This is a genomic window from Caballeronia sp. INML3B, from assembly GCF_023631305.1.
In the GTDB taxonomy this organism is placed as follows: Bacteria; Pseudomonadota; Gammaproteobacteria; order Burkholderiales; family Burkholderiaceae; genus Caballeronia; species Caballeronia turbans.
Genome location: NZ_JALQDI010000036.1, coordinates 1 through 26,570, shown reverse-complemented (window position 1 = coordinate 26,570; position 26,570 = coordinate 1). Strand labels below are relative to the sequence as shown.

Below are 26,570 nucleotides of genomic sequence, written 5' to 3'. Positions count from 1 at the left end.
GTCGTTCCTCTAGTCTTCGATGCCGTGGCGTGCTTTCGCCTGTGCGATCGCCTCGATTACGCTCGCGATGCAGTCGTCGCGATAACGCTCCAGTTCCTTGATGCCGCGCCCGCTCGTCTGCCGCGACGTGCCCTCGACCACGCGGTCGATGAGCTCGTCGGTCAGCTTCGGCGCGACGAGCTTCGTCCACGGCAATTCGAGCGCAGGGCCGAACTGCTGCATGAAGTGTCGCATGCCCGCCTCGCCGCCCGCCAGCGTGTACGTAAGGAACGTGCCCATGAACGACCAGCGGATGCCCGCGCCGTAGCGGATGGCATCGTCGATTTCGCCGGTCGTCGCGACGCCGTCGTTCACGAGATGCAGCGCCTCGCGCCAGAGCGCTTCGAGCAGGCGGTCCGCGATGAAGCCCGGCACCTCCTTGCGCACGCGCAAGGGCCGCATGCCGATGGATGCGTAGAAGCTCATTGCCGCATCGATCGCCTCGCCCGACGTCGCTTCGCCGCCGAGCACTTCGACGAGCGGCAGCAGATACACCGGATTGAACGGATGTCCGACGACGCAGCGCCCGGGATTGACGGCGCGCGCATAGAAATCGCTCGGCAGGAGCCCGGACGTCGACGACGCGATGATCGCATCGGGCTTCGCCGCGCGGCTCACGCGCTCGTGCAGCGCGAGCTTCAGTTCCTCGCGCTCGGGCGCGCTTTCCTGGATGAAGTCCGCGTCGGCGACGCATTCCTCGACCGTCGATACGACACGCAGCCGCTCCTGCGATGCGCCCTTGGCCAGTCCAGCGCGTTCGAGCGCCGGCCACGCGTTCGCGACGTTCGCGCGAAGCTGCGCCTCGGCGCCGGGCGCCGGGTCCCACGCGGTGACGTCGAGGCCTGCTCCGAGCGCGCGCGCCACCCAGCCGCTGCCGATCACACCCGCGCCGAGCGCGGCGAATTGCTTCACTTGCATGTCGATGTGTCCTTGTCTTGTCAGGCGAATTGTTCGGCGATGCGCTTTTCCAGCGGACGTTCGCCGCGCGGGGGAAGTCCGAGCTTTCTGCGTCCTTCGGCGGGTGTGAGCGCGCGTGCGCCCAGACGCTCGATGATTTCGACCGCGCGCTGCACGAGCGAGCCGTTGGTCGCGTGCACGCCGCGATCGAGCCACAGGTTGTCTTCGAGACCGACGCGCACGTGGCCGCCGAGCAGCATCGCCTGCGCGACCATCGGCATCTGCATGCGGCCGATGCCGAAGCCTGCCCAGTGCGCGCCGGGCGGCAGGTTGTCGACCATGGCTTTCATCGTGCCGGTGTCGGGCGGCGCGCCCCACGGAATGCCCATGCACAGTTGAAAGAGCGGCGGGTCGTCGAGCAGGCCTTCTTTGAGCAGCTGGTTGGCGAACCACAGGTGACCCGTGTCGAAGATTTCCAGTTCGGGCTTCACGCCGAGTTCCTGGATGCGCTTGGCGCCGGCCCGTAGCTGCGCGGGTGTCGATACGTAGATGTAGTCGCCGTCGCCGAAGTTGAGCGTGCCGCAATCCAGCGTGCAGATTTCGGGCAGCAGTTCTTCGACGTGGGCGAGGCGCGTGAGGCCACCGACGAGATCCGTGCCTTTGCCGAAGCGCATCGGCTCCTCGCCCGGGCCGATCTCGAGATCGCCGCCCATGCCTGCGGTCAGATTGATGATGACGTCGGTGTCGGAGGAGCGGATGCGGTCTACCACTTCCCGGTATAGCGCCGGGTCGCGGCTGCCTCTTCCAGTCTTCGGATCGCGGACGTGGCAGTGGGCGACTGTGGCGCCGGCGCGGGCCGCTTCTATTGCTGCTTCGGCTATTTGCTTCGGCGTTACGGGGACTGCAGGGTGCTTGCCGGTGGTGTCGCCGGCGCCCGTCACTGCGCACGTTACTATCACTTCGTAGTTCATGGGTTTTTGCTTCCTCGGGTTGGTTAGGGTTCCTTCTTTTTCCTGGTTGCTTGCGCCTTCTTGGGATCCCGTTTTGGTTTTGGTTTATTAGCACTGCCCCTGTGCGGGGCGGCAGTCACTTTCTTTGCTGCTGCAAAGAAAGTAACCAAAGAAAGCAGCTCCACACGCCCGCGGTCACACGCAGTTTGGCCACGCTTGCCAGGTGACCGTGGGCTGCCTAAGTGTCGCCCTCACAAGACTAACCGGGCTTGGATCGCACACGGTCTGTCACCGCGCGTCGCACAGCGGAGCGGTTCAGCACCAAATGGCTCCGGCCCGCTTCGCGGCCGTTGGGTCAATCGGGTTTGCCCGAACTTTCTTTACTAACGCCTCCATCTCACTGTAAGTGCCGACCGAGGTTGTCCCTTGCAAACCCAGCGGCAGCGCGTAGCGCTGTGCCGGCGCTGTTTCGTGCTGAACCAGCGCGTTTGAACAACTAGCTAGTCAGACCGTGCGCGATCCAAGCGCGGTTGGGCCTATGAGGGCGACACTTAGGCAGCCCACGATCGGCTGGCAAGCATGGTCAAACTGCGTGTGACCGCGGGCCTAACAAGCTGCTTTCTTTGGTTACTTTCTTTGCAGCAGCAAAGAAAGTGACTGCCGCCCCGCATAGGGGCAACGCTAATAAACCAATAACAAAGCGGGATCCGCCGAAAAACAAAAAAATCAAAGCCCCAAATACTGCCGAACCGCCGGCAGCCCCTCCTTCCCATCCACAGTCTTGACGCCTGCAAGCCACGCATCCAACACCTGCGGATTCTGCTTGAGATAAGCCTTGGCCGCATCGGAAGGCCGTTCCTTGTTCATCACAGGCTGCATCAACCGATTCTCGAGATCGGTAGTAAACCGCAAATTGGAAACAAACTTCCCCGCATTAGGACACCGCGTCAAAAAGTCCGTGTTAGTCAGCGTATAGACCCGCGCCTCGCCATAGTTCGGCCCGAACACCTCATCCCCACCAGCGAGATAGTTGATCTTCATCTGAATGTTCATCGGATGCGGCTCCCAGCCAAGAAACACAACAGGCTTCTTCTCGCGGATCGCGCGCTCGACCGTCACCAGCATTCCCGCCTCGCTCGACTGCACGAGCTTGAATCCGCCAAGTCCGAACTGGTTCGTGTCGATCATCTTCTGGATCTTGGCGTTCGCGCTGCTGCCAGGCTCGATGCCGTAGATCGTGCCGCCCAGCTCATCGCGATGCTTCGCGATATCCGCAAACGTCTTGATGCCCGCGTCATACGCGTAGCTCGGCACCGCGAGCGTCGCCTTCGCGCCCGACAGATTCGGCGGCTCGAGCTTCTCGATGCTCTTCGCTTCGAGGAACGGCTCGACCGCCTTTTGCTGCACTGGCCACCAGTAACCAAGCGACACGTCGATCTGCTTGCTCTTCAGGCCCGCGAGCGAAATCGGCACCGAGGCGACCGTGGTCCGCGGCGCATAGCCGAGCCCTTCGAAGACGACCGAGGCAAGCGCCGTCGTCGACGTGATGTCGGTCCAGCCAATATCGACGAAGCGCACCGTGCGGCAACTCGCGTCCTCCGCGTGCGCGCCCGGCGCGACGAACGCGGCGCATGCGCCGGCGAATAGCAGAGTGGAAATCAGGCGTTGTGTCATAACGAGCCTTCCGTGGAGGGTTGAATCGATGCGCCGGTTCGAGTGCCGGCGTGCATCAAAAGTACCGCCGCATAAAAGCGCCCGAACGCCCGCGTGCGACCGTGACTTGACCGCTTGCGACCTCGCCGCAACGTTCTCTTGCGGATGCACGTCCGCCGGACGCGCGTCTCAGCGTTAACGCGCATTGAACTGATGAGTTCGGTACGGATGCGTATTTATTGCCGCACTTAATCATTCGAATACATGTCCGGCGCGCTTGCGCAAGGTCAATCTTTGCCGAAACGCCACAGCGTCTGTGGTTGGTCGCACATAGCAAGGATTTCTAACCGGGTAATGTGCGGGCAAAGGGTTATGCTCGGCTCGCAATGGCTCGGCCAAAGGAAATGGAGAGGTTTCCCGCGATGCCGCCGGGCACATGTTGTTTACTGCACGCTTCCAATCAAAGGCCTGGATAATGGACCGTCAAGACGCCATCCGAGAGAGTGCGCGGCTGTACGCGCGCGAACCGCTGTTCTCGCCTTCCGCCGACCAGATTTCCGCATCGCGCATGACGGCCTTTACCGAGGCCTTCCAGAAAGCGACCGGCGAGCGATTCACCGACTATTCGGCATTACACGTCTATTCAGCCCGTGAATATCGCCAATTCTGGAAATGCTTTCTCGAATCGGCGCATGGACTCGAATGGTCGGGATCCGATGAGCCGGTTTGCATCGGCGATCAATGCGAAACCGCACGGTTTTTCCCCAATATCGAATTGAATTACGCCGAGAATCTGCTCGGCAAACGCATTGCGCCCGATGACGCCCCCGCCATCACCTCGTGCTTCGCCGATGGCAGCCGCGTCACCTATACGCGCGGCGAGTTGCGCGAGCGCGTCGTGCGCCTCGCGCAGGCGCTCTCCGAACTCGGCCTGACGCAAGGCGACCGCGTGGTCGCGATCATGCGCAACGACTGCGAGGCGATCACCGCGGCGCTCGCCGTCACCGCGCTCGGCGCAACGCTCTCGACGGCCGCGCCGGAAAACGGCGTGCAGGCGATTCTCGATCGCTTCGCGCCGCTCGCACCGACGATGATGTTCGCGCACACGATGCAGCGCCCCTTCGACACCGGCGGCTCGCTCTCGGGACACGTTGCGGCAGTCGCCGCGCAACTCCCGTCGCTGACCGACATCGTCTGCCTCGAAGACATGGAGCTGCCAAGCACGGTGACGCAGCGCCAGCACGAACTGCGCTCGCTGATCGCGCAAGGCGACGCGATGCGCTTCGCATGGAAGCGCTTTCCGTTCAATCATCCGCTCTTCATCATGTTTTCGTCGGGCACGACGGGCAAGCCGAAATGCATCGTGCACGGCGCGGGCGGCACGCTGCTCGAACACGTGAAGGAGCATCGCCTGCACAGCGACTTCGGTCCCGGCGACAAGCTTTTCTTCCACACGAGCTGCTCGTGGATGATGTGGAACTGGCAGATGTCGGTGCTCGCGTCGGGCGTCGAGATCATCACCTACGACGGTCCCGTGGCCGCCGTCGACACGCTCTGGCGCCTCGTCGCCCGCGAACGCGCGACCGTCTTCGGCACGAGTCCCGCCTATCTGAAGATGAGCGAGGACGCGGGCATCGAGCCCGCCGCGCAGTTCGATCTCTCCGCACTGCGCGCGATGATGTCGACCGGCGCCGTGCTCTACGACTCGCAGTTCCAGTGGGTCTACGAGCACGTGAAGCAGTTGCAATTGCAATCGATTTCGGGCGGCACGGACATCATCGGCTGCTTCGTGCTCGGCAATCCGAATCTGCCCGTCTATGCGGGCGAAGCGCAGTGCAAGAGTCTCGGCCTCGACGTGCAGGCGTTCGATCAGGGCGCGAGCACGATCATGCCGGGCGAGCTCGTCTGCACGAATCCCTTCCCGTCGAGGCCGCTCGGTTTCTTCGGCGACGACGACGGCTCGCGCTTTCACAAGGCCTATTTCGCGGCCAACGAAGGCGTGTGGACGCACGGCGACGTCATCGAGTTCTCGCCGGAGGGCTCCGCGCGCCTGCACGGGCGCAGCGACGGCGTGCTCAACGTGCGCGGCATCAACGTGAGCCCGGGCGAGATCTACCGCATCCTGAGCGAGATTCACGAAATCCGTCATGCGATGGTCGTGGCCCAGACCGGCGCCAATGCGGGCGATGCAGGCCAGCGTATCGTGCTCCTGCTCGTGCTGCGGCCCGGTGAGCAACTGAACGCTGCGCTCGCCGCGCGCGTGCGCCGCGACCTCACGCGCCAGGGCTCCGCCGCGCTCGTGCCCGACGTGATCGCGCAAGTCGACGGCCTGCCCGTCACGCACAACAACAAGCCGTCGGAAGCGGCCGCGCGCGATGCGGTCAACGGGCTGCCCGCGCGCAACGTTTCGTCGCTCGCCAATCCGGAATGTCTCGATCAGATTCGCGAGCATCCGTCGCTCACGCGCGTGAAGCGCGATCTGCCCGCGCCGGGCAAATCGGCCGAAGAGATCGAAGCGTATCTGTGCGCGCTCTGGGAGCAGCATTTCAGCTTCTCGCCCATCGCCCGCGACGACAACTTCTTCGAACTGGGCGGCCATTCGCTGCTCGCCGCGCGCATGCTCGCCGACGTGCAGCGCGCGACCGGCCGCACGCTGCCGCTTTCGACGATGATCGTCGCGCCCACCATCGCGCGCCTCGCGGCGGTTCTCGTCGCCGGCGCGGACATGCGCGCGGGAGACTCGACGCTCGTGCAGATGCGCGCGGGCAGCGGCCGGCCGCTCTTCATGCTGCACAGCATCACCGGTTCGGTGATGGAGTGCCTGACGCTCGCGGGCATGGTGCAGAACGAGCGGCCCGTCTACGGCCTGCAGGCGCTCGGCCTCGACGGCGACGAAGCCCCGCAGCATAGCGTCGAAGCGATGGCGCGCGACTACGTGTTGCGTATGCGCGAGGTGCAGCCGAGCGGGCCGTATGCGCTCGTCGGCTATTCGTTCGGCGGCCTGATTGCGTTCGAGATCGCGCAGCAGCTCGTCGCGGCGGGCGAGAAGATCGAAATGCTCTGCCTGCTCGATACCTACGTTCACACGCGCTGCCTGCCCTTGTCACAGTGGACGCGCTATCAGGCCGCGGTGGTCGTGGAACGGCTGCGCGAATTGCGCTCGCTCGAAGCGAGCCAGCGTTTGGGCTACATGCGCGGCAAGGCGGCGGTCATCACCGACCGCGTGCGCATGCGCATGGGCAAGCAGGCGCACAAGCCCGCGCCCGATGCGGCCGCCCTGCCGCCCGTGCTGCAGCGCGTGCGCGAATCGATGCGCGTCGCGATGTCGACCTACAAGCCACGCCGCTATGAAGGCGGTCCGATCGTCTACGTGCGCGCGAGCTTGCTCGACAACTCGCGCAGCGATCCGCTACCGGTCTGGCAGCGCGTAGCGAAGCGTGGCCTGCAGGTCATGCAGGTCGATGGCAGGCACACCGATCTCGTCGTCGAGCCGCAGCTCGCCACCGTCGCGCGGACGCTCTCGAACGCGCTCGCGAGCGCCTGACTCCGCATAGAAGTAGCACCGAATCCGGCCGCCCTACGGGGCGCGCCGGATTGCGCGCGTTTTTTGCGCTTGCTAGCGTGGACGGCTTGCTCATCGACCCGTCGCTATCGATCCGATGTCCGCGCCCCACGATTTCCATTTCCTTCTGCTGCCCGAATTCTCGTCGATCGGATTCATGTCCGCGATCGAACCGCTGCGCGTCGCGAATCGCTTCGCGGGCGACCTGTATCGCTGGCATATTCTGAGCGTCGATGGCGGGCCCGTCGCCGCGAGCAACGGCATCACGCTCAACGCCGAAAGCGCGTTCGATCAGGTGAGCGACGCGCGCACCGTGTTCGTCGTGTCTGGATTCGAGCCGCTCTCGGGCTACACGCGCGCGATCGGCGACTGGCTGAAGCGGCTCGACCGTGCAGGCGCGACGCTCGGCGGCATCGACACCGGCAGCTTCATCCTCGCCGAAGCGGGGCTGCTCGCGGGCAAGCGCGCAACGCTGCATTGGGAAGCGGCAGCGGCGTTCGCCGAACGCTATCCGGCTATCGAGACGAGTCAGGAGCTCTTCGAAATCGACACGCGGCGCATCACGTGCGCGGGCGGCACGGCCTCGATCGACCTGATGCTCGACGTGATCGCGCGCGAGCACGGCGCGAGCCTCGCCGCGCAGGTGTCCGAGCAGTTCGTGCTGGGCCGCATCCGGCAGCGCTCGGATCACCAGCGTCTGCAGATCGCGGCGCGCTACGGCATCCACAATCGCAAGCTGATCCAGGTGATCGAACTGATGGAGCAGCATATGGAGGAGCCGCTCTCGCCCGATGCGCTTGCCGAATCCATCGGCGTGACGCGGCGTCAGCTCGAACGGCTGTTCTGCGCGTCGATGAAGGACACGCCGACGCATTTCTATCTCGGCCTGCGCCTCACGCGCGCGCGCGAACTGCTTCAGCAGACCGACATGTCGATACTTGCCGTCTGCGTCGCGTGCGGCTTCGAATCGCCGTCGCATTTCTCGCGCACGTATCGCACGCGCTTCGGCACGAGCCCGAGGCAGGACCGCAGCGCACTGCGCGCCGTCCTGCCCGCGCGGCTCGCCGCGGCTTAGGTCTGTTCCCTAGAACGAATGCCGCATGCCGACACGCACATCGGCCTGCGTATTCGATGACGACGGCGTGAAGCTGTAGCCGATCACCGCATCGATCGGACCGGATGCGCGCAGATAGTCGCCGGAGACATAGACATCGGTGCGCTTCGAGAGCAGATAGTGCAGGCCGAGCGAACCCTGATTCCAGTGATTGCCTTCGAAGCGCGTGTGCTGATAGCCGCCGTAGAGACTCAGGTCGGGCATGAAGCTATATGACGCGCCGCCTTCGTACACCTGCATGTGCGACGTCTGGCCGAGGCCCTTGATGGTCGTGTACGTGAAGTTCCCCGACAGCATCAGGTTGCCGATGGTCCACGCCGCGCCCACGGCAAACGCGCCTTGCTTATCGACGGGGAACGGGTTCGCGCTGTAGAGATCGGTGACGGCGCCCGTCGCCGGATCGACGGATACGGTGGGCTGGCCGAGGAACGTGCGTGCGCCGATCATCGCGTAGGGATCGAACGCATAGATGCCGTTGGGATTGTTGAGTTGCGTGTACGCCGCGCCGACGTTGAAGGTGTTCGCCGCATAGTGCGCGCCCACGCTCCACGCGCTGTTGCGATGGAAGTTGCCCGCCTGGTTGCCGAACGAATACATGCCGCCGAACGTGAAGCCGCCGAAGTTGTTCGACAGGAACTTGATCGAGTTCGGCAGGCGGTCGCCGTTCATGCGGTCGAAGTCGCCCTGGTGAATCGCATAGCCGCTCGCCCACGCCGAGATGTTGTAGAGATAGACGAACTCCTCGGTCATGTCGAGCTGATTGCCGAGCGAGAGCGTGCCCCACTGGTTCTTGAGGCCCACATAGGCCTGCCGGCCGAACTCGGCGCCGCCGAATGCGTACTGGCCATTGCCGAGATGAAAGCCCGACTCCAGCACGAAAACCGCCTGCAATCCGCCGCCCAGATCCTCCGTGCCGCGAAAGCCGATGCGGTTGCCGTAGGAGATGCCGTCGTCGAACTTCACCACGTGCGAGCCGCCGGTGTTGCTCACCCAGGTGATGCCCGCATCGAGAATGCCGTAGAGCGTCACGCTGCTTTGTGCATGCGCCGCCATCGGCATGGTCGCGGTCCCCGCTGCAAACGCGAGGCCGGCGATCTTCGCGGCATGTCCTTTTTTCATATGCTGGTCCTTTGCTCGTCTTGATCGATATTGCGTTGGAAAAAGCGATGCCCTGCCTCGCGCGCGGCGTGAGGACATAGCGCCAGGCTGACGTTGCCGGTAGCTGCCGAAGTGCCCTTGAGCGGCTATGCGACGCGATGAAGATGCGTTGCGTCGACGTTGTCAAAAATAAGGCCCCATATATGTCGCGGCTCGACCCGGTGCGACGCAAATCTGCCCAGTTGCGACTACGGCATTGCGGCGTGCGGCGTCGATAGAACTCTTTCGATTTCGGACATGCCCGATATGCACGGCAGGGTATGGCTCCCATACTTCCGAATCTGTAAAAAACCCGCATTGCCGCACGACCTGAATTCGATCCGAACGATATGACGACCCGCTGCCTGAGCATCCTCCAAGCCGAAGCACCCGAAGTTCTCATCAACCACAAGCATTACGCGGCGCGCCTGGGTTACGACCACGCCACCATCTCGATGGCGGGCATACCCTGCCCTTCACAACGTTTGCTGCTCAAGTACGAAGCCGTCCTGCATCACCTGCGTCAGATGGCCGATATGGCGCTGCTCGTGTGCATGGGCGAAGACTGCATCGTGCTGAATATGCATCCCGTCGAACCGATCGCCGACGGACGGCAACACACGCTCATGGCCGTATCCGGGAATGGCGAAGCGCATCAGACGGCCGTGCAGATCTGGCGCAACACGGCGGAAATCCGCCAGCTCATCGTTTATTTCATCGGGCAATGCAAGCTCGGCGGCGCGCCGCAAAACGAGGTCGCGATGCTCTCGTCGCTCGACTACATCGAGCCGCACGGCGCACGCGGCGGGATCACGTGCACGATGCATTGCGGTCCGCGCTTCGAACCGGTCTGGACGAAGTACCCGCACCTCTGGACCATCGTGGTGGCCGAGGAAGCGGTCTACGGCGGCATCCCGTCGAGCTTTCGCAACGCGCTCGCAGGGCACATCAACGACTGTCAGCAGAAGGGCCTGCCGCTGCTGCAGTTTCCGGCACAAAGCGCGACGCCGGACGAGGCGTGCAGCGTCTATAACCCCGGCAAGCCCATCGCGCTCGTCACGTACTACACGCCCAACGTGCGCGCGTACGGCGCAATCGCCGAACGGAACATGCGCCGCTATTGCGAACGCCACGGCTACACGCTCTACGTCTATCGCGAGACGCCCGCCGAAGTCGGGCCGGGCACATCGGGCACGTGGCTCAAGCCGTGGTTCCTGCGCAAATATCTGCCGCATCACGAATGGGTGATCTGGGTCGATGCCGATATCCTCTTCTTCAATCAGCGCGAGCCGCTCGAACCGCTGCTCGTCGGACGCGACATTCTCGCGGCGCACGACATCGGCCCGTGGGTCATCAACGCCGGCGTGCTCGGTTTCCGCAGCAAGCCCGCGACCATCGCGTTCGTCGAAGAGATCTACGAGCACGTGAGCGCGGCGCCCGATAAATCGACCACTTACGCGAACGGCGGCGACCAGACGATCATCGCGAACCTGCTGATCGACCGGCTCGGCTGGAAGCTCGAGCACGGCCTCGACTGCATGACCATCAACACGCCGTGGTACTTCCAGCAGGCGGACAGCCTGATGGTGCATTTCGTCGCGATCCAGTCGTCCATGCGCGCCGTGCTGATGGGCGTACAGGATCGCGCCAGCATGCAGCTCGGCTGATCGAGTTCTCCGCTTCTCTCGTCTCTTTTCCTTCACTTCACCCCGAGCGCGCTCTGAACGGCTTCCAGGCCGTTCCCGCCGCTCGCCGTGGTCACGCCGTCGAGCCACGACTTCAGCAGTTCCGGATGACGCTTAAGCGCATCCGTCGCGGCTGCATCGACATTGGTCTTCTTCTCCAGCACGTCGGCGATCACGCCGTTTTCAAGATCGACGTTGAACGCCATCTGCCTGAAGAGCCGGCTCACGTTCGGGCATTGCTGCTCGTAGCCGCTGCGGGCCACCGTATTGACCGTCGCGCCGCCGTAGTTCGGGCCGAAATATTTGTCGCCGCCATCCAGATAGGCGAGCTTGAACTTCGTGTTCATGAGATGCGGCTCCCAGCCGAGAAACACGATCCACTTCTTGTCGCGCACCGCGCGCTCCACTTGCGTGAGCATCGCGGTTTCGCTCGATTCGACCAGCTTCCAGTCGCCGAGGCCGAAGGCTTTGTCGTCGACCATGCGCTTGATGTTCTGATTCGCGGGCGCGCCCGGCTCGATGCCGTAGATGCGGTTATCGAACTTGTCGGCGTTCTTCGCGAGGTCCGCGAACGAGTGCACGCCGGCCGCCGCCACATAGTCCGGCACGGCGAGCGTGAACTTCGCGTTGGAGAGATTCGGGCGCACCACGTCGATCGATTTCTCCTCGAAGAACGGCTTCACGAGCGGCGCTTGCGCGGGCATCCAGTTGCCGAGGAAGACGTCGATCTGCCCTTTCTTCATGCCCTGATACGTGATCGGCACCGACAGGTTCGCGACGTTCTGCCGATAGCCCAGCGCCTTGAGCACGATGCCGCTCATCGCGTTGGTCGCGTCGATGTCGGTCCAGCCGGGCCCCGCCATGCGCACCTGCGTGCAGGCCTGCGGCTCGGCTGAAAACGCGTGAGACGCCACGCACGCCAGCGCGGCGGCGAAGAGCGCATGGATGAACCCCTTATTCATGGTGCGTTCCTGTCGGATGGGATGATGAAGGTGAAGGGAATCGCGTTCTCAGTGCTCGACGGCGGGAAAGCGCGCCATCGCTTCGAGATCGTCCAGATCGATGTGATTGCGCATATAGCGCTGGCTCGCATCGACGTGAGGCTGCCAGTCCCACGATTGGATCGTGCCGCGTGTCGTCGCCGCGAAATGAAAGTGGCGCCGCCGCTGGCTTTTCAGCACGTCCTGATGCAACGCGTCGAGGTTCCAGCGGCGCGCGATTTCAGCGCGGAATTCGGCCACTTGCGCGGCGTGACGTTCATCGCCCGCGAGATTTTCGCGCTCGAACGGGTCCGCCTTCACATCGAAGAGCTGATCGGGATCGACGCTCGAGTGAATGAATTTGAAGCGCCCGCGCCGGATCATCACGATGGGCGCGACCGCGCCTTCCGCGAGATATTCGCCGATCGCTTCGTCATGGCCGCCGCTAGCGCGCAGATGCGGCACGAGGCTTCGGCCGTCGATGCTGTCGGGCCACGATTGTGGCGCTTCTCCACGCGCGAACTCGACGAGCGTCGGCAGCACGTCGAGATGCGAGACCGATTCCGCCACGCGACGCGCACGGAACTGCTTCGGCGCATGCACGATGAGCGGCACGCGGCAGCCGCCTTCGAAGAACGTCATCTTGTACCAGAGGCCGCGCTCGCCCAGCATCTCGCCGTGATCGGACGTGACGACGACGATCGTATCGTCGGCCAGGCCGGCCTGTTCCAGCGCTTCGAGGATCGATGCGAACTGATCGTCGACGTAGGACACCGCGCCGTAATACGCGCGGCGCGCGTGACGAATCTGATGCTCGGTCGGAGGCGTGCGGTCCGCCTCATACACGTGACGCAGGCGCTTCGAATGCGGATCGCATGCGTCGAGCGAATCGCGATACGAAGGCATGTCGATATCTTCATCGCGGTACATGTCCCAGTACTTGCGCGGAATCGCATACGGATCATGCGGATGCGTGAGCGATGCGACCATCATGAAAGGCCGAGCGTCGCGGCCCGCATTGCGCTCTCGTGCGATATCGAAGAGCTTCTGACGCGCGGTGAACGTCACTTCGTCGTCGAAGTCGAGTTGATTGGTGCGCACGCACGGACCCGCGTCGATGACCGAGCTCATGTTGTGATACCACGTCGGGCGCGCATCGGAGTTCTGCCAGTCGGGCGTCCAGCCGAAATCGGCGGGATAGATGTCGGTCGTGAGGCGCTCCTCGAAGCCGTGCAACTGATCCGCGCCGCAGAAATGCATCTTGCCCGAGAGGATCGTGCGATAGCCTTCGGCGCGCAGATAGTGCGCGAAGGTCAGCGTTTCGGAGGGAAATTCGGCGGCGTTGTCGTACGCGCCGATGTTCGATGGCAGCTTGCCCGCGAGTAGCGAGAAGCGCGACGGCGCGCACAGCGGACTTGCGCAATACGCGGATTCGAACACGACGCCTTCTTTCGCGAGCGCATCGATGCGCGGCGTCTTCGTCACGCGATTGCCGTATGCGGAGAGCGCGAAGGGCGTGAGTTGATCGGCCATCAACACGAGGATATTTTGTTTCGTCTCAAGCATGAATGCGTGCCTCGAATAGAATCTTTGATTGAAGCGTTCAGCGTCACTATTGCCGTTTAAATCGCGGCTGTGAAGACAGCAAAACGTTATGCGTTCATAAGGGGGAGTTATGCCGCGGCCGGACCGCCTGCCACCGATGCAGGCGTTATCGATGTTCGAATCCGCCGCGCGTCTCGCGAGCTTCACGGCAGCAGCGCGCGAGCTGGGCTCGACGCAACCCGCCGTGAGCCAGCGCGTCGTGCAGCTGGAGGAATCGCTGGGCGCGCCGCTTTTCGAGCGCGGGCATCGCGGCGTCACGCTCACGGAAGACGGCGCCCGCCTTTTCGATGCGGTGCGTCAGGGGCTCGACCTCATTCGCGCGGCGACATCGGAGATCCGCGCGCGTCACGCGCAACGCACGCTTACGCTCTCGACGGACTTCGGCTTCGCCACCTATTGGCTGATGCCGCGCCTGCCGCAGTTCAAGGCGCTGATGCCCGATGTCGATGTGAAGATCATCACGTCGCAGAGCCTGCCGAGCGCATCGGGCGATCATGCGGATGTCGTCATCGTATTCGGCGATACGCAAGCCGAATGGGGCACGAAGAGCGCCGTCAAGCTCTTTGCCGAGCGCGTGATGCCGGTATGCAGCCCCGCGCTGATCGCGGGCAGGAGCGAACCCGTGTCGCCCGCCGATCTGCTCGGACTGCCGCTTCTGCATCTCGAACCGACCTTTCCCGAGCGCTGGCTCTCGTGGAGCGCGTGGTTTGAAGCGCAAGGCCTCACGGCGCCGCCGACGCACGGCGGCTTCACGTTCAACAGCTATGCGCTCGTCGCGCATGCGGCGGTGATGGGCCAGGGCATTGCGCTCGGCTGGGCGCCGCTCATCGACGAACTCGTCGCGACGGGGCAGCTCGTCGCACTCTGCGATGCGCCGCTCGTCACCGATCGCGGCTACGTGCTCGTCACGCCGCGCGAGCCGCCGGCGGCCGTGCGCGCGTTCAGCGAGTGGCTGCTCGACGAATGCGACGTCGCCGGCTGACGCTTTCGTACTATTCGCTCGGCGGTTCGCTTCTATCCGGGACGAGCGCGCGTTTGCTCTACTAGCGCGTACGCTCGCCGCATTTCGCGGCGCTGCAACCATTCGAATGTGGAGCACGCATGGCAGCCGATTCCCGCTTTGATCAACTGGTGCTTACCGTTTCGTGCCCGAGCGCGGCGGGCCAGGTCGCCGCCATCGTCGGTTTTCTGGAGCGGCATCACGGTTATATCGACGAGCTCACCGTCTTCGATGACGATTTATCGGAACGCTTTTTCGTGCGCTGTGTATTTCATGGCGCGCGTCCTGAAGAGCCGCTCGATCTGGCGATGCTGAAGCGCGAATTCGAGCCGATTGCCGGGCGCTTCTCGATGACCTGGGCGATGCACGATCTCGCAGTGCGGCCGAAGGTGCTCATCACGGTGTCGAAGCTGGAGCACTGTCTCGCCGATTTGCTGTTCCGCTGGCGCATGGGCGAGCTGAAGATGGATATCGTCGGTATCGGGTCGAATCATACTGATCTCGCGCATCTGGCCGAGCAGCATGGCTTGCCGTTTCACCATCTGCCGATCACCGCCGATACGAAGTCGCAGCAGGAAGCGCGTTTGCTCGATCTGTTCGAGACTTCAGGCGCGGAGTTGATGGTGCTTGCGCGGTATATGCAGATTCTTTCTGGCGAGACGAGTCGCAAGCTTGCCGGGCGTGCGATCAATATTCATCATTCGTTCTTGCCGGGGTTCAAGGGTGCGAAGCCTTATCATCAGGCGCATACGCGAGGGGTCAAGTTGATCGGCGCGACGGCGCATTTCGTCACCGATGATCTCGATGAAGGGCCGATCATCGAGCAGGAAGTCGAGCGGGTCGATCATTCTTATGGCCCGGAGCGGTTGTTGGCTACCGGGCGGGATGTGGAGTGCATTACGCTGGCGCGGGCTGTCAAGGCGTTTATCGAGCGGCGGGTGTTTATCAATGGGGAGCGGACGGTGGTTTTGCGGTAGCGCCGGATTCCGGGTTCTTTTTGGTTTATTAGCGCTGCCCCGAAGAACGGCTTTCGCCGGATCCCGTTTTGTTTGTGGTCTATTAGCACTGCCCCTATGCGGGGCGGCAGTCACTTTCTTTGCTGCTGCAAAGAAAGTAACCAAAGAAAGCAGCTCCACACGCCCGCGGTCACACGCAGTTTGGCCATGCTTGCCATGTGATCGTGGGCTGCCTAAGTGTCGCCCTCATAGGCCCAACCGCGCTTGGATCGCGCACGGTCTGTCTCATCGCACCACTCCACTTGCTGGTTCAGCACCAAATAGCGCCGGCACAGCGCTACGCGCTGCCGCTGGGTCTACAAGGGAAACCAACGAAGCACCCACGCAGTGAGATGGAAGCATTAGCAAGACATTACGGGCGGACCCGATTGACCCAACGGCCGCGAAGCGGGCCGGAGCCATTTGGCGCTGAGCCAGTGAGTCAAGCGGTGCGAGGCGACAGACCGTGCGCGAGCCAAGCCCGGTCAGACCTTTGAGGGCGACACTTAGGCAGCCCACGATCGCCTGGCAAGCATGGCCAAACTGCGTGTGACCGCGGGCATATCGAGCTGCTTTCTTTGGTTACTTTCTTTGCAGCAGCAAAGAAAGTGACTGCCGCCCCGCACAGGGGCAACGCTAATAAACCAATAACAAAACGGGATCCGGCGAAAAAAAAAGCGCCGCAGGAAATAAAACCCACGACGCTCCAGCGTTGCCCAACGCAAAAAAACCTCACTTAGTCCAGCTATCCACCCGATCCCCATGCGCGCTGATCCAGGCATCAGCCGCCGCCTGCGGTTTCTCACCATTCTGCGTAGCAAGCATCACACTATCGATCTCGCCTGGCTTCCACTGAAACTTCTTCAAAAAGGCCACCACCTGCGGCGCCTTCTTCTCGAGATCAGGATTGACCACGCTATCCACGTGCTCGGCATCGCCGAAAACCTTCTTCGGATCTTCAAGGAATTTCAGCTTGTACTTGGCGAACATCCAGTGCGGCTTCCAGCCAGTCACGATGATCGGCTTGTTGGCCGCTTCCGAACGCGCCAGTTCCGCCGTCATCGCCGAACCCGAGCTCGGCAGCAGCTTGTAGTCGAGGTTGTAGGCCTTGATGGCCTCGCTCGTCTTCTGCATCACGCCCGCGCCCGCGTCGATGCCGACGATGCGCGAATCGAATTCCGCCTTCTTCGCTTCGAGATCCGACAGGCTGTTGACGTCGACATTCTCCGGCACGATCAGACCGATCTTCGCATCCTGAAAGTTCGGCCCCAGATTCACGACCTTCGACTTGAAGTTGTTCCAGTACGCGCCATGCGTGACCGGTAGCCACGCCGAAAGCGTCGCATCCAGATCGCCGCGCGCGACGCCCTGCCACATCACGCCCGCCGCCACCGGCACGAGCTGCACCGGATAACCCAGCTTCTTCTCGATGACTCGTGCCGCGACATTCGACGTCGCAACGCTATCGTCCCAGCCCTCGACGTAACCGATCTTGATCGTCGGCTTATCCGCGGCGCTTGCCATAAAGCTCGAAGCCAGGGCAGCGGTCATCGCCCCAAGTACGAGCATTCTTCTCATCGGTTTCATTTGGTTTCCCCTTTGCGGCCCCACGCCGTGTAGCGAACAGAATCACCAGCCAGAATTGGCCCGTAACGCACTTTTCCGACACTCAGTTGTCAAGAAACGACGCACCCCGATCAGGGTCCGAGGACTTCACTTATCGACGACGAGATCGCTCAAAGGCTTGCTGCAGCACAGCAGCACCATGCCCTGATCGATCTCGCGCTGACGAATGCCGCCCGCGTGCTTCATGCTCACTTCGCCGGACACGAGCTTCACCTTGCAGGTGCCGCACATGCCCTGCGTGCACGAAGAAGGCAGACGCACGCCCGCTTTCTTCGCGGCATCGAGCACGTGTTCGCCGCTGCCGCATTCGATGTCGCGCCGGCTCTTCGCGAAGCTCACCTTGAACCTCGTTTCGACTGGCGCGACTTCGATCGTCTCGATCGTCGAGATCGGTTCAATCGGCGCCGGTTCGAAACCGGCCGCTTCTTCACGCGCTTCGACGAAATCCGTCTGCGTCGCGAGCGCATCGGCGACATGCGCAGTCGTCAGCTCCGCCGCGACGTCTTCGACGACACCGAACGAGAAGCTCTCCTCGTGATAATGCTTGCGATCGAAACCACCTTCGTCGAGCAGGTCGCGCACCGCCTTCATGTATGGCGCAGGGCCGCACGTGAAGATTTCGCGCTCGAGAAAGTCCGGTGCGATCAGCTTGAGCAACGGCAGGCTCAGAAAGCCCGTCACGCCCGGCCAGCTCGTGCGCGCGCCGATACGCTCGCATACGAAGGACGTGCGGAAGTTCTTGTGATTCGACGCGATCAGATCGAGCTCGCGCGCAAAGATGATGTCGTCGGGCGTGCGCGCGCTGTGCACGAACACGATGTCGGCATCGTCGCCGAGCTCGTGATGCGCGCGGCTCATCGACATGAGCGGCGTGATGCCCGAGCCCGCCGACAGAAACAGGTACTTGCGCGACGGATGACGCGCGCACGTGAATTCGCCCGACGGCCCGAGCACGCGCACGGTCGAGCCCGCGACGACGTTATCGTGCAGCCAATTCGACACCTTGCCGCCCGGCACCCGCTTCACCGTGATGGAGATCGTGTGCGGGCGAGTCGGCGCGGACGAGATCGTGTAGCAGCGGTTGATCTGCTCGCCGTCGATATCGAGTTCGAGCGTGATGAATTGCCCCGGCTCGAATACGAACGTGCGCTCGCCGGGCGCATTGAAGAAAAAGCTCTTGACGTCGTGCGTTTCCTGCCGGACGTGACAGCAGACGAGCGTCTCGTCGGTGTCGCAGTCCCAGCGCACGGGCAGCGTTCCCCAGAATTTCGGCTGGGTCACGCGGCTTTCGGTCGGCTCGAACGTAGCCTGATCGCGCATCATGTTCTGCTCCTGCTACGACTGCTTTAGCGCATGAAGGAAACGACTTTCTCGCCGTGCGACGCATCGACGCCGTGTTGCGGCGTATCGGCGTAATCGGCAAGACGTCCGATGTACCACTCGCAAAACTTCTCGACGAGGCCTTCCGTGAACGGCGAATACGGACCCGGCTCGTACGCGTTGCTGGCGACGCCAAGCTGCGAATACTCGACGAGGGTGCGGTCCTGATCGTTCGTCGCGCGCCACACTGCCGTGAGGTTGTCGACGTCGTAATCGATGCCTTCGCGCGCATCCTTGTGCACGAGCCATTTCGTGCGCACGAGCGTTTCACCCGATGCAAGCGGAATCACGCAGAACGTCACGATGTGATCGCTCATGAAGTGATGCCATGAATTCGGCTGCGTCCAGAACGACAGCCCGCCCAGGTCCGCGCGCTCGAAACCGCCGAGCAGCTTCTTCGATGCGACCTTCGCGTCGAGCGTCTGCGATTCGCCTTCACGGTCGAGCGGCAGCCGTTGCGTGCGAAAGCCGGTGACGAGATCGGCGAGGCGTTCGATTTCGGCGGACGGCAGGCACATCGCTTCCCATTGCTTCGTGCGCTCTTCGACGGTCTTCTCGAACGCCGCCATGCCTTCCTCGTTGGCAGGCGAGCGCTGATAGCCGAAGCCATATTCATAGAGCGAAATGGTCAGTTCCGGATGGTTCGCGACGCAGTGATAGCACTCGCGATTGTTTTCCATCGTGAGCTTCCAGTTGCCTTTCTCGACGATGTCGATGCTCGCCGCGATCTTGCAGTCCTTCAGGCCATGCGGCGCAAGATACGGCTCCATCGCTTCGCGCATCACGGCAAAGTCGGCGGGCGGATCGTCGGCGAGGCAGATGAAAATGAGGCCGGCCAGATTCTGCACGTGCACTTTCTTCAGGCTGTGCTTGCAGCGGTCGAACTGGTCGCCCATATGCTCGGCAAACATCAGGTCGCCGGAGAGGTTGTAAGTCCAGCTGTGATACGGGCACACGATATTGCCGAGCGAGCCCTTCTCCTGATTGCACAGGCGCGCGCCGCGATGGCGGCACACGTTGTAGAAGGCGCGGATCTCCATGTCGTCGTCGCGCACGATCAGGATCGAATCGTGCCCGATCTCGATCGTGGTGTAGTCGCCCGGCTCGGGAATGTCCGGTTCTACGGCGACCTGAATCCAGGTCTTGCGGAAAATGGCATCGAGGTCGAGCGCGTGGATTTCTTCGCTCGTGTAGAACGGGGCCTCGAGCGTGTGGCCCTTTTTGCGGCGTTCGATCAAAGCGCGAACGTCTGCCGAAACTTTCATCGTGTGCTCCGTTTTGCGTCACGTCTGGTGCCCCGCCAAACACCTTTGAACGCGGGCTGCTGCTTTCTTGTGTGGGTCGCCCGGCTGGGCTGAAAATCAGTAATCGACGAGTTGATGCTCGCGCAAATACGCCAGAATCACTTGTGCTTTTTCGACGGAACTCCCTTCAATTACGACGCTGCCGCCGCGGCTTTCGGTCGTCGTCGCGCCGAGCATGCGCGCGTGGCCCGAGCGCTTCTCGGGCGCGGCCAGCTTCTTCGGCTTCGCCGTGATGGGGCCGACGTTCCATGCCGCAGCTTCCTTGTCGGCGGGGGCGCTCGCGGCGACCGGCGCGACGTGGCCTTCACGCATGCGCGCATACGCATAGCGCGGCGCGGCGTTGGCGAGCGGATGCACCGCGACGAGCGCGGGCAGCGTCGTGCGCACGCGGCGGCGCAAACCCTTCGGCATGAACTGGCGCACTTCCACGCCTTCCTGCGTCACGCTGACATCGACGGCCGCCCCGACGAGCGGAACGTTCAGCGCATCCGCGAGCTTGTAAGGCAGCGTGCCGCTGTCGAATGCGCCTTCGGCGCGCGTGCCGGTGAACACGAGGTCATAACCCGCGAGCCGCGCGCCGAGCGCGGCGCACGCGTCGCCTTGCGTGTTGAGCACTTCGACTTTCGGCGCGCCGAGCGCGAGATATTCGGCGAGCGCCGGATTCGCGGGATCGCCTGCGTGCAGCACGTCGAGTTGCGCGCGCTGCGCTTTGGCAATGTCGATGGCGATCGTCAACGCGGCCGCATCGTTGCGGCTGTAGCGCGCCGTGCCGCTGACGGGATGGCGGCCGGTGGAAACCAGAACGGCGATTTTCATGCTGCAACTCCTTCGGCCACGCGCGCGGTCTGCAGGATCGATGTGCCGTTGGCACGCGCGGCGCGCGCGGCGGCGGCGGCATCGGTCAGCGCCTTGATCGTTTCCTGTGTGTCCGCGACGATCGTAAGGTTCGCGCGCTTCGCAATCGGCGCGCTCGCATCGAGATTCACGGCGATCACGTGACGGCAATCCTTGATGCCCTGCAAGTGCTGCACGGCGCCCGAAATGCCGAACGCAATATACACGCTCGCTTCCACGGTCTTGCCCGTTGCGCCGATCTGCTTGTCGCGCGTGAACTTGCCATCGTCGACGGCGACGCGGCTCGCACCGATCGCCGCGCCCAGCGTGCCCGCAAGTGCCTCGAAAGCGGCGATGTCGGACACGCCGTTGCCCGCCGACACGATGAAGTCCGCTTCTTCCAGCGCGACCTGCGCGGCGTCCATTTCCTCGATGCCGAGATCGACGTACGCGCTCGCTTTCGATGCCGGCACGATACCCTCCGGATTCACCGCCTCGCCCGCGCCGACGAAAGGCAGCTTCGCATCGACGGCATTGGCTGCAAGCAGAACCACATCGGGCAATGCACGCGATGCGACCGCGCGCCCCGCATGCGCATACGACGCGGCATGCGCCGCATCGAGCTCGACGACGTGCGTTGCAATCGACGCGTCGGCGCGCGCGGCGTAACGGCGGCCGAGATCGCCGTCGCCGGTCGCGTTGTCGGGCATGAAGATCTGCGCCGGTGCGAAAGCCGAGACGCATGCCGTCAACGCCCGCACTTCTTCATCGGGCGCGTAGTTGCGCCGGTCGAACGCGGGCAGTTCGATGAAACGATCCGCGCCCAGCGCCGCGGCATCGTCCTTGAATTCGCCGAACGCGATCAGCACGACGTCGGTCTGATCGTCCGCGAGCAAGGCCGCGGCGGCGAGCGCCTGGCGCGCGTGATCGTCGAGCGCGCCGCGATCCGTATGCGCCGCGACGAGCAGCGAGCGTGTCGCGCGCTTCGTCGTGCGGCGCGGTTTCACCGCCTCCCTGTGACCGCCGTGCGTGAAATCCAGCACGACGCCGTTGCCGACTTCACCGAGCGTGATGCGCTTCAGCCCGGCGGCCGTAACGATGAAAGGCCGGCGCGGATCGATTCGTTTGATGTCGTTCATGGCTTCACTCCAGCGCTGCGGCGACGAGTTCCGCCACGTCGAGCACTTCGGGACGAGGACCGACCACGCCTTCCAGCATCGCGGTGCATTGCGGGCAACCGACCGCGACCACATCGGCGCTGACCGATCTCGCATCGGCGATGCGGATATCGGGAATGCGCTGCTTGCCGGGGATATCGGTCAGCGGCGCGCCGCCGCCACCGCCGCAGCAGCGCGCGCGCATGCCGTGACGTTCCATCTCGACGACCTTGATGCCGATGGTCTTCAAGAGCTTGCGCGGCGCTTCCGTTTCGCCGTTGTAGCGGCCGAGATAGCACGGATCGTGATACGTGATCTTCTTGTCCGCGAGCACGGCGGCGGCCTTCGGCGAGAGCTTGCCGCTCGCGACGAGCTCGGCCATGAACGCGGTGTGATGCTGCACTTCGTAATAGCCGCCGAGCGCGCGATATTCGTTGCGCAGGCTGTGCAGCACGTGCGGATCGGCCGTGACGATGCGGCGGAACTGGTACTGCGAAAGCGTGTTCATCAGTTTCGACGCGCATTGCTGGAACGTGGCTTCGTCGCCCAGACGGCGCGCCGTGTCGCCGGTATCCGTTTCGGCGCCGCCGAGCACCGCATAGTCGACGCCCGCCTTGTTCATCACCTTCGCCAGTGCGCGCAGCGTGCGTTGATAGCGCATGTCGAACGCGCCTTCGCCCGCGATCAGCAGCACATCCACCGGACGGCCCGGTTGCGCGACCTGCACTTGCAGATCCACCGACCAGTCATAGCGTGCGCCGATGTCGTAGCCGTTCTGACTGCCCGTCTCGCGCAGATTCGCGAGCGTGATCGGCCCCTTGCCCGGCACGCTGCCTTCGACGAGCGTCTGGTTGCGCCGCATGTCGACGATCGCATCGACGTGTTCGATCAGCATCGGGCACTCCTGCACGCACGCGCGGCACGTCGTGCAGGACCAGATCGTGTCCGCTTCGATCATCTGCGAGATGAGCGGCCTGGCCGGACCGCCCGTGTGCCTGCCGACGGGAATGCCGGGCGTCGGGCTGCCCGCGTATTGCGAGTCCGAGCCGCCGACCATGCCCACGACCAGATCCTGAATCAGCTTCTTCGGATTGAGCGGCTGACCCGACGCGAACGCGGGACACGCAGCTTCGCACTTGCCGCATTGCACGCAGGCATCGAAGCTCAACAGCTGATTCCAGCGAAACTCGACCGGCTTGCCGACGCCGTATTCCTTCGCATCCAGCACGGGCTTTTTCAGCGCGGTCGGCGGCACGACTTCCTGGTGCGTGTTCGCCCTGAAGCGCTCCTGACGCGGATGGAACGCGAGATGCAGCAGACCCGCCATCGCGTGCTTCATCGGGCCGCCCTGCGCCGCGCCGAAGGTCATCGTGTATGCGCCCGCGGCGATCAGCAGCGCGACGATGATCGCGAGCGCGCCGGACATCCACGATGCGGGCAGCAGCATGAACAACGCAAGGCCGAGCGCGAACGAGCCGAGCAGAAGCGGCAGGCTGTCCCACGGTCCATGCGACAGGCGCGCGGGCACGTTCTTCGCATGACGGCGCCGGTACACGAACACCGCGCCGGCGAGCATGATGATCGCCGCGAGGAAGATCGCGCGGTCGAGCCACGGCGAGTAGATCGCGAGGCCGTAGTTGATGAAGACGAGCGCCATTGCGGCAATCGCGCCGCCCGCGGTCGCCACGTGCGTCTTCGCGATATACGGGTCGCGCGCCACGACATGATGCAGATCGACGAAATAGCGCTTAGGGATGTTGAGCAGATTCGCCCATCCGTACGCGCCGGCCGCCGTCGCGCGCCCTTCGCGCCAATACGCTGCGCGCTTGAGCAGGGCGAACGCGAGGCCCGCCACCGAAAGCCACAGCAGCGCGGTGATGACAAACACGGGGTTCATCGTCGAATACCTCGTTAGAAGTCTTTGCAGAGGCGCAGCGAATCGTAGATCGCGCTGTGGATGTTGTGCATCGAGATGCAGTCGCCGACGCGAAACAGCAGGAAGCGCCCGTTGCCGAGTTCTTCGCTCAGGCACGGCTGCGGTTGCGATGCGAACAACGTATGCACATCGATTTGCCCGCGATTGAGCGACTCGGGCTTGAGCTTCCAGTAAAGCGCGTCGTTCGGCGTGATGCCGTTCTCGATCACGACCTGATCCACCGCGCGTTCTTCCTGCTCTTCCGTGTACTCGTTGCGGATGACGGCGATCTTCTTGCCGTCTTCGTCGTACACCTTGTCGAGCCAGTAGTTCGGCGTGTGGATCACGCCCTGCGCATAGAGGCGTCGATAGAAAATCGGGAACGTGGTGCCGCCGGTGTCGTCGGCGACCTTCACGTCCGGTGTGACGATCTCGACGTTATTGCCCTTCGACGCGATGAAGTCCGCGACGCCCGCGCCGGCATGCGTCGAGACGCCGTCATAGACGAGCACGTTCTTGCCCGGCTCGACCTTGCCCGAGAGGATGTCCCACGAGCCGACCGCGAGGCCTTGCTCGACGCCCCACGCGGGCACCTGGCCCGTGAACGACGAGCCGCCCGTCGCGAGCACGACGATGTCCGGCTTCTCGGCCATGATCATCTTGTCGTCGGCTGCGACACCGAGACGGCGATCGACGCCCAGACGCTTCGTCTCCATGTCGAACCAGCGCACGATACCGGCCATCTGCTCACGCTGCGGCGCCTTTGCGGCGAGCATGATCTGACCGCCGACGTAATCGTTCTTTTCGAACAGCACGACGTCATGGCCGCGCGAACGCGCGACGCGCGCCGCTTCCAGGCCCGCGGGGCCCGCGCCGACCACGACGACCTTGCGCTTCGGCCCGCGCGTCTTTTCGATGACATGCGGCATCGTCGCCTCACGCGAGGTCGCCGCGTTCTGCACGCACAGCACGTCGAGGCCGTTGTACTGACGGTCGATGCAATAGTTCGCGCCGACGCACTGCTTGATTTCGTCCTCGCGGCCATCGCGAATCTTGATGACCATGTGCGGATCGGCGATCTGCGCCCGCGTCATGCCGACGAGATCGACCATGCCGTTCGCGAGGAGGCGCTCGGCCTGACCCGCGTCACGAATGCTCTGCGCATGCATGATCGGCAGCTTCACGACCGACTTGATGCCCGCCGCGAGATGGACGAACGGCTCGGGCGGCAGCGCCATCGGCGGCATGCAGTTGGCGAGCGTGTTGTGCGTATCCGCGCCTGAGCCGATTACGCCAACGTAATCGATGAGGCCGCTTTCGGACATCGCCTGCGCGATCTCTTTCAGGTTCTCGTGAGAAAGCCCGTCTTCATGGAACTCGTCGCCGCACATGCGCAGGCCGACGCAGAAGTCCGCGCCCACTGCTTCACGTACGGCTTTCAATACTTCGGTGCCGAAGCGCAAGCGGTTCTCCAGAGAGCCGCCCCATTCGTCGGTACGAAAGTTGGTGCGCGGGCTCCAGAACTGATCGATCAGATGCTGGTGCGCCGCGGAGATCTCGATGCCGTCCATCCCCGCATCCTTCACGCGCTTGGCGGCCGCGGCGAAGTCGGCGATGATGCGCTTGATCTCTTCCACTTCGATGATCTTCGCGTTGCCGCGATGCACCGGCTCGCGCACGCCAGATGGCGACATCAGATGCGGCCAGTGCTCGCCGTGCCAGGCGGAACGGCGGCCCATGTGCGTCGCCTGGATCATGATGAACGCGCCATGACGATGCATCGCTTCGGCAAGACGCGCGAGCGGATCGATGACCTTGTCGGTCGCGAGGTTCACCGACTTCCACCAGCCTTGCGGGCTGTCGATCGAAACCGGACTCGAACCGCCGCACACGGCGAGGCCGACGCCGCCCTTCGCTTTCTCCTCGTAGTAGCGGATATAGCGGTCGCCGGGCAGGCCGCCCGGTTCGGCATAGACCTCCGCATGCGCGGTGCTGACGATGCGGTTGCGCAACGTGAGCTTGTTGAGCTGGAGAGGCTTGAAAAGGTTCGGGTAACGCATTGCGATCGACCTCGGAATGGATTTGCTTCGGTGCGTGGCGCTTACAGCGGCGACACTTCGAACACGCAATGATCGTGTCCCTCGGCGGCGCATTGCGTCTCGATCGACTTCGAGCGCGGGCCTTTCTTCGCGCTGTCGGGCGCAGTGTCGTTCACCCAGTCCATCGCGCCGGCGAACCAGCCCGCGAACATGTAGCAGAGCTTGCCCTGCTTGCCCGGCTGCTGGAGCACGAACGACGAGTGACGCAGATGGATGCGCGCATGCGAAGTCGCCGGATCGGCTTCGACGATGTCGAACAAGCCCCAGCCGCGCTGCGACAAACGCTTAAGGTAGTGCTCGAACACGGCCATGCCGCTGATGCCGTGCTTCTCGGCTTCTTTATCGCACCAGTGATACGCGGACTTGTAGCCGGCCTTGTACAGAATCTCCGCATACGCATCGCGGCCGAGCGCTTCCTCGACGGCGACGTGATTGTTCGTGAAGAAATGGCGCGGCACGTAGAGCATCGGCAGCGCATCGGTGGTCCAGACGCCGGTTTGCGGATCGACGTCGATAGGCAGTTGAGGTTGCATCGCAGGGTTCCTTGTATTTGTCGTTGGTGATCAGACGTTCCAGACTTCGCCGAAGAAGCGCATCCAGTTTTCGCCCATCACTTTCTTGATGCGCGACTCGCTCCA

The 26,570-nt window shown here is 63.4% G+C and carries 19 protein-coding genes; 5 read left to right on the top strand and 14 right to left on the bottom strand.

The annotated features are described in order from the left end of the window. Nucleotides 1-9: 9 nt before the first annotated feature. From NCS58_RS14130 to NCS58_RS14120, 3 genes are all read right to left on the bottom strand, one after another. Entirely contained in the window at nt 10-957 is a 948-nt protein-coding gene (locus tag NCS58_RS14130; RefSeq protein ID WP_061120814.1) for an L-carnitine dehydrogenase, read from the bottom strand. A 20-nt stretch (nt 958-977) separates the two neighbouring features. Next, a complete protein-coding gene (locus NCS58_RS14125; protein WP_061120813.1) occupies nt 978-1,907 on the bottom strand; it encodes a 3-keto-5-aminohexanoate cleavage protein in 930 nt (309 codons plus the stop codon). Nucleotides 1,908-2,612: 705 nt separating this feature from the next. Further along, nucleotides 2,613-3,560, bottom strand: coding sequence for a choline ABC transporter substrate-binding protein (locus tag NCS58_RS14120; protein ID WP_061120812.1), 948 nt, complete (start codon nt 3,558-3,560; stop codon nt 2,613-2,615). A gap of 454 nt (nt 3,561-4,014) precedes the next feature. Here NCS58_RS14120 and NCS58_RS14115 point away from each other — a divergent pair, with 454 nt between their 5' ends. Then, complete coding sequence (locus NCS58_RS14115; RefSeq protein WP_061120811.1) at nt 4,015-7,083, top strand: acetoacetate--CoA ligase; 3,069 nt, start codon at nt 4,015-4,017, stop codon at nt 7,081-7,083. A gap of 115 nt (nt 7,084-7,198) precedes the next feature. Continuing rightward, nucleotides 7,199-8,176 (top strand): GlxA family transcriptional regulator, encoded by a 978-nt coding sequence (locus tag NCS58_RS14110; protein WP_061120810.1) that lies wholly within the window; start codon nt 7,199-7,201, stop codon nt 8,174-8,176. A 9-nt stretch (nt 8,177-8,185) separates the two neighbouring features. Here the strand turns inward: NCS58_RS14110 and NCS58_RS14105 are convergent, their stop codons facing one another. Beyond that, nucleotides 8,186-9,334, bottom strand: coding sequence for a porin (locus NCS58_RS14105; protein WP_061120809.1), 1,149 nt, complete (start codon nt 9,332-9,334; stop codon nt 8,186-8,188). 368 nt (nt 9,335-9,702) lie between these two features. On the opposite strand from NCS58_RS14105, the gene NCS58_RS14100 reads away from it, so the two are divergent. Beyond that, nucleotides 9,703-11,019, top strand: coding sequence for a hypothetical protein (locus tag NCS58_RS14100; protein WP_061120808.1), 1,317 nt, complete (start codon nt 9,703-9,705; stop codon nt 11,017-11,019). A 32-nt stretch (nt 11,020-11,051) separates the two neighbouring features. Here NCS58_RS14100 and NCS58_RS14095 read toward each other — a convergent pair whose 3' ends face one another. Both NCS58_RS14095 and betC read right to left on the bottom strand, forming a co-directional pair. Continuing rightward, nucleotides 11,052-11,999, bottom strand: coding sequence for a choline ABC transporter substrate-binding protein (locus NCS58_RS14095; RefSeq protein ID WP_061120807.1), 948 nt, complete (start codon nt 11,997-11,999; stop codon nt 11,052-11,054). 48 nt (nt 12,000-12,047) lie between these two features. After that, a complete protein-coding gene (gene betC, locus NCS58_RS14090; protein WP_250477263.1) occupies nt 12,048-13,583 on the bottom strand; it encodes a choline-sulfatase in 1,536 nt (511 codons plus the stop codon). Nucleotides 13,584-13,692: 109 nt separating this feature from the next. Here betC and NCS58_RS14085 point away from each other — a divergent pair, with 109 nt between their 5' ends. Then, nucleotides 13,693-14,604, top strand: coding sequence for a choline sulfate utilization transcriptional regulator (locus NCS58_RS14085; RefSeq protein WP_061120805.1), 912 nt, complete (start codon nt 13,693-13,695; stop codon nt 14,602-14,604). A 119-nt stretch (nt 14,605-14,723) separates the two neighbouring features. Then, a complete protein-coding gene (purU, locus tag NCS58_RS14080; RefSeq protein WP_250538605.1) occupies nt 14,724-15,599 on the top strand; it encodes a formyltetrahydrofolate deformylase in 876 nt (291 codons plus the stop codon). A 750-nt stretch (nt 15,600-16,349) separates the two neighbouring features. Here purU and NCS58_RS14075 read toward each other — a convergent pair. From NCS58_RS14075 to NCS58_RS14040, 8 genes are all read right to left on the bottom strand, one after another. Next, complete coding sequence (locus NCS58_RS14075; RefSeq protein WP_061120803.1) at nt 16,350-17,204, bottom strand: glycine betaine ABC transporter substrate-binding protein; 855 nt, start codon at nt 17,202-17,204, stop codon at nt 16,350-16,352. Nucleotides 17,205-17,330: 126 nt separating this feature from the next. After that, entirely contained in the window at nt 17,331-18,566 is a 1,236-nt protein-coding gene (locus tag NCS58_RS14070; RefSeq protein ID WP_061120802.1) for a hybrid-cluster NAD(P)-dependent oxidoreductase, read from the bottom strand. 23 nt (nt 18,567-18,589) lie between these two features. Continuing rightward, complete coding sequence (locus tag NCS58_RS14065; RefSeq protein WP_061120801.1) at nt 18,590-19,888, bottom strand: SRPBCC family protein; 1,299 nt, start codon at nt 19,886-19,888, stop codon at nt 18,590-18,592. A 96-nt stretch (nt 19,889-19,984) separates the two neighbouring features. Next, a complete protein-coding gene (locus tag NCS58_RS14060) occupies nt 19,985-20,743 on the bottom strand; it encodes a drug:proton antiporter (protein ID WP_061120800.1) in 759 nt (252 codons plus the stop codon). Then, on the bottom strand, nt 20,740-21,900 hold the full coding sequence (locus tag NCS58_RS14055) for an electron transfer flavoprotein subunit alpha/FixB family protein (protein ID WP_061120799.1): 1,161 nt from the start codon (nt 21,898-21,900) through the stop codon (nt 20,740-20,742). The genes NCS58_RS14060 and NCS58_RS14055 overlap by 4 nt, the downstream gene beginning before the upstream one ends. Nucleotides 21,901-21,904: 4 nt before the next feature. After that, nucleotides 21,905-23,815 (bottom strand): (Fe-S)-binding protein, encoded by a 1,911-nt coding sequence (locus NCS58_RS14050; protein ID WP_061120798.1) that lies wholly within the window; start codon nt 23,813-23,815, stop codon nt 21,905-21,907. A 14-nt stretch (nt 23,816-23,829) separates the two neighbouring features. Continuing rightward, nucleotides 23,830-25,893, bottom strand: coding sequence for an NADH:flavin oxidoreductase (locus NCS58_RS14045; protein ID WP_061120797.1), 2,064 nt, complete (start codon nt 25,891-25,893; stop codon nt 23,830-23,832). 41 nt (nt 25,894-25,934) lie between these two features. Beyond that, a complete protein-coding gene (locus NCS58_RS14040; protein ID WP_061120796.1) occupies nt 25,935-26,465 on the bottom strand; it encodes a DUF5943 domain-containing protein in 531 nt (176 codons plus the stop codon). Nucleotides 26,466-26,570 lie beyond the last annotated feature (105 nt).

Bases quoted from the DNA above. Each gene is read 5' to 3' on its own strand.
- NCS58_RS14130 (WP_061120814.1), bottom strand. From the start codon at position 957: ATGCAAGTGAAGCAATTCGCCGCGCTCGGCGCGGGTGTGATCGGCAGC.
- NCS58_RS14125 (WP_061120813.1), bottom strand. From the start codon at position 1,907: ATGAACTACGAAGTGATAGTAACGTGCGCAGTGACGGGCGCCGGCGAC.
- NCS58_RS14120 (WP_061120812.1), bottom strand. From the start codon at position 3,560: ATGACACAACGCCTGATTTCCACTCTGCTATTCGCCGGCGCATGCGCC.
- NCS58_RS14115 (WP_061120811.1), top strand. From the start codon at position 4,015: ATGGACCGTCAAGACGCCATCCGAGAGAGTGCGCGGCTGTACGCGCGC.
- NCS58_RS14110 (WP_061120810.1), top strand. From the start codon at position 7,199: ATGTCCGCGCCCCACGATTTCCATTTCCTTCTGCTGCCCGAATTCTCG.
- NCS58_RS14105 (WP_061120809.1), bottom strand. From the start codon at position 9,334: ATGAAAAAAGGACATGCCGCGAAGATCGCCGGCCTCGCGTTTGCAGCG.
- NCS58_RS14100 (WP_061120808.1), top strand. From the start codon at position 9,703: ATGACGACCCGCTGCCTGAGCATCCTCCAAGCCGAAGCACCCGAAGTT.
- NCS58_RS14095 (WP_061120807.1), bottom strand. From the start codon at position 11,999: ATGAATAAGGGGTTCATCCATGCGCTCTTCGCCGCCGCGCTGGCGTGC.
- betC (WP_250477263.1), bottom strand. From the start codon at position 13,583: ATGCTTGAGACGAAACAAAATATCCTCGTGTTGATGGCCGATCAACTC.
- NCS58_RS14085 (WP_061120805.1), top strand. From the start codon at position 13,693: ATGCCGCGGCCGGACCGCCTGCCACCGATGCAGGCGTTATCGATGTTC.
- purU (WP_250538605.1), top strand. From the start codon at position 14,724: ATGGCAGCCGATTCCCGCTTTGATCAACTGGTGCTTACCGTTTCGTGC.
- NCS58_RS14075 (WP_061120803.1), bottom strand. From the start codon at position 17,204: ATGAAACCGATGAGAAGAATGCTCGTACTTGGGGCGATGACCGCTGCC.
- NCS58_RS14070 (WP_061120802.1), bottom strand. From the start codon at position 18,566: ATGATGCGCGATCAGGCTACGTTCGAGCCGACCGAAAGCCGCGTGACC.
- NCS58_RS14065 (WP_061120801.1), bottom strand. From the start codon at position 19,888: ATGAAAGTTTCGGCAGACGTTCGCGCTTTGATCGAACGCCGCAAAAAG.
- NCS58_RS14060 (WP_061120800.1), bottom strand. From the start codon at position 20,743: ATGAAAATCGCCGTTCTGGTTTCCACCGGCCGCCATCCCGTCAGCGGC.
- NCS58_RS14055 (WP_061120799.1), bottom strand. From the start codon at position 21,900: ATGAACGACATCAAACGAATCGATCCGCGCCGGCCTTTCATCGTTACG.
- NCS58_RS14050 (WP_061120798.1), bottom strand. From the start codon at position 23,815: ATGAACCCCGTGTTTGTCATCACCGCGCTGCTGTGGCTTTCGGTGGCG.
- NCS58_RS14045 (WP_061120797.1), bottom strand. From the start codon at position 25,893: ATGCGTTACCCGAACCTTTTCAAGCCTCTCCAGCTCAACAAGCTCACG.
- NCS58_RS14040 (WP_061120796.1), bottom strand. From the start codon at position 26,465: ATGCAACCTCAACTGCCTATCGACGTCGATCCGCAAACCGGCGTCTGG.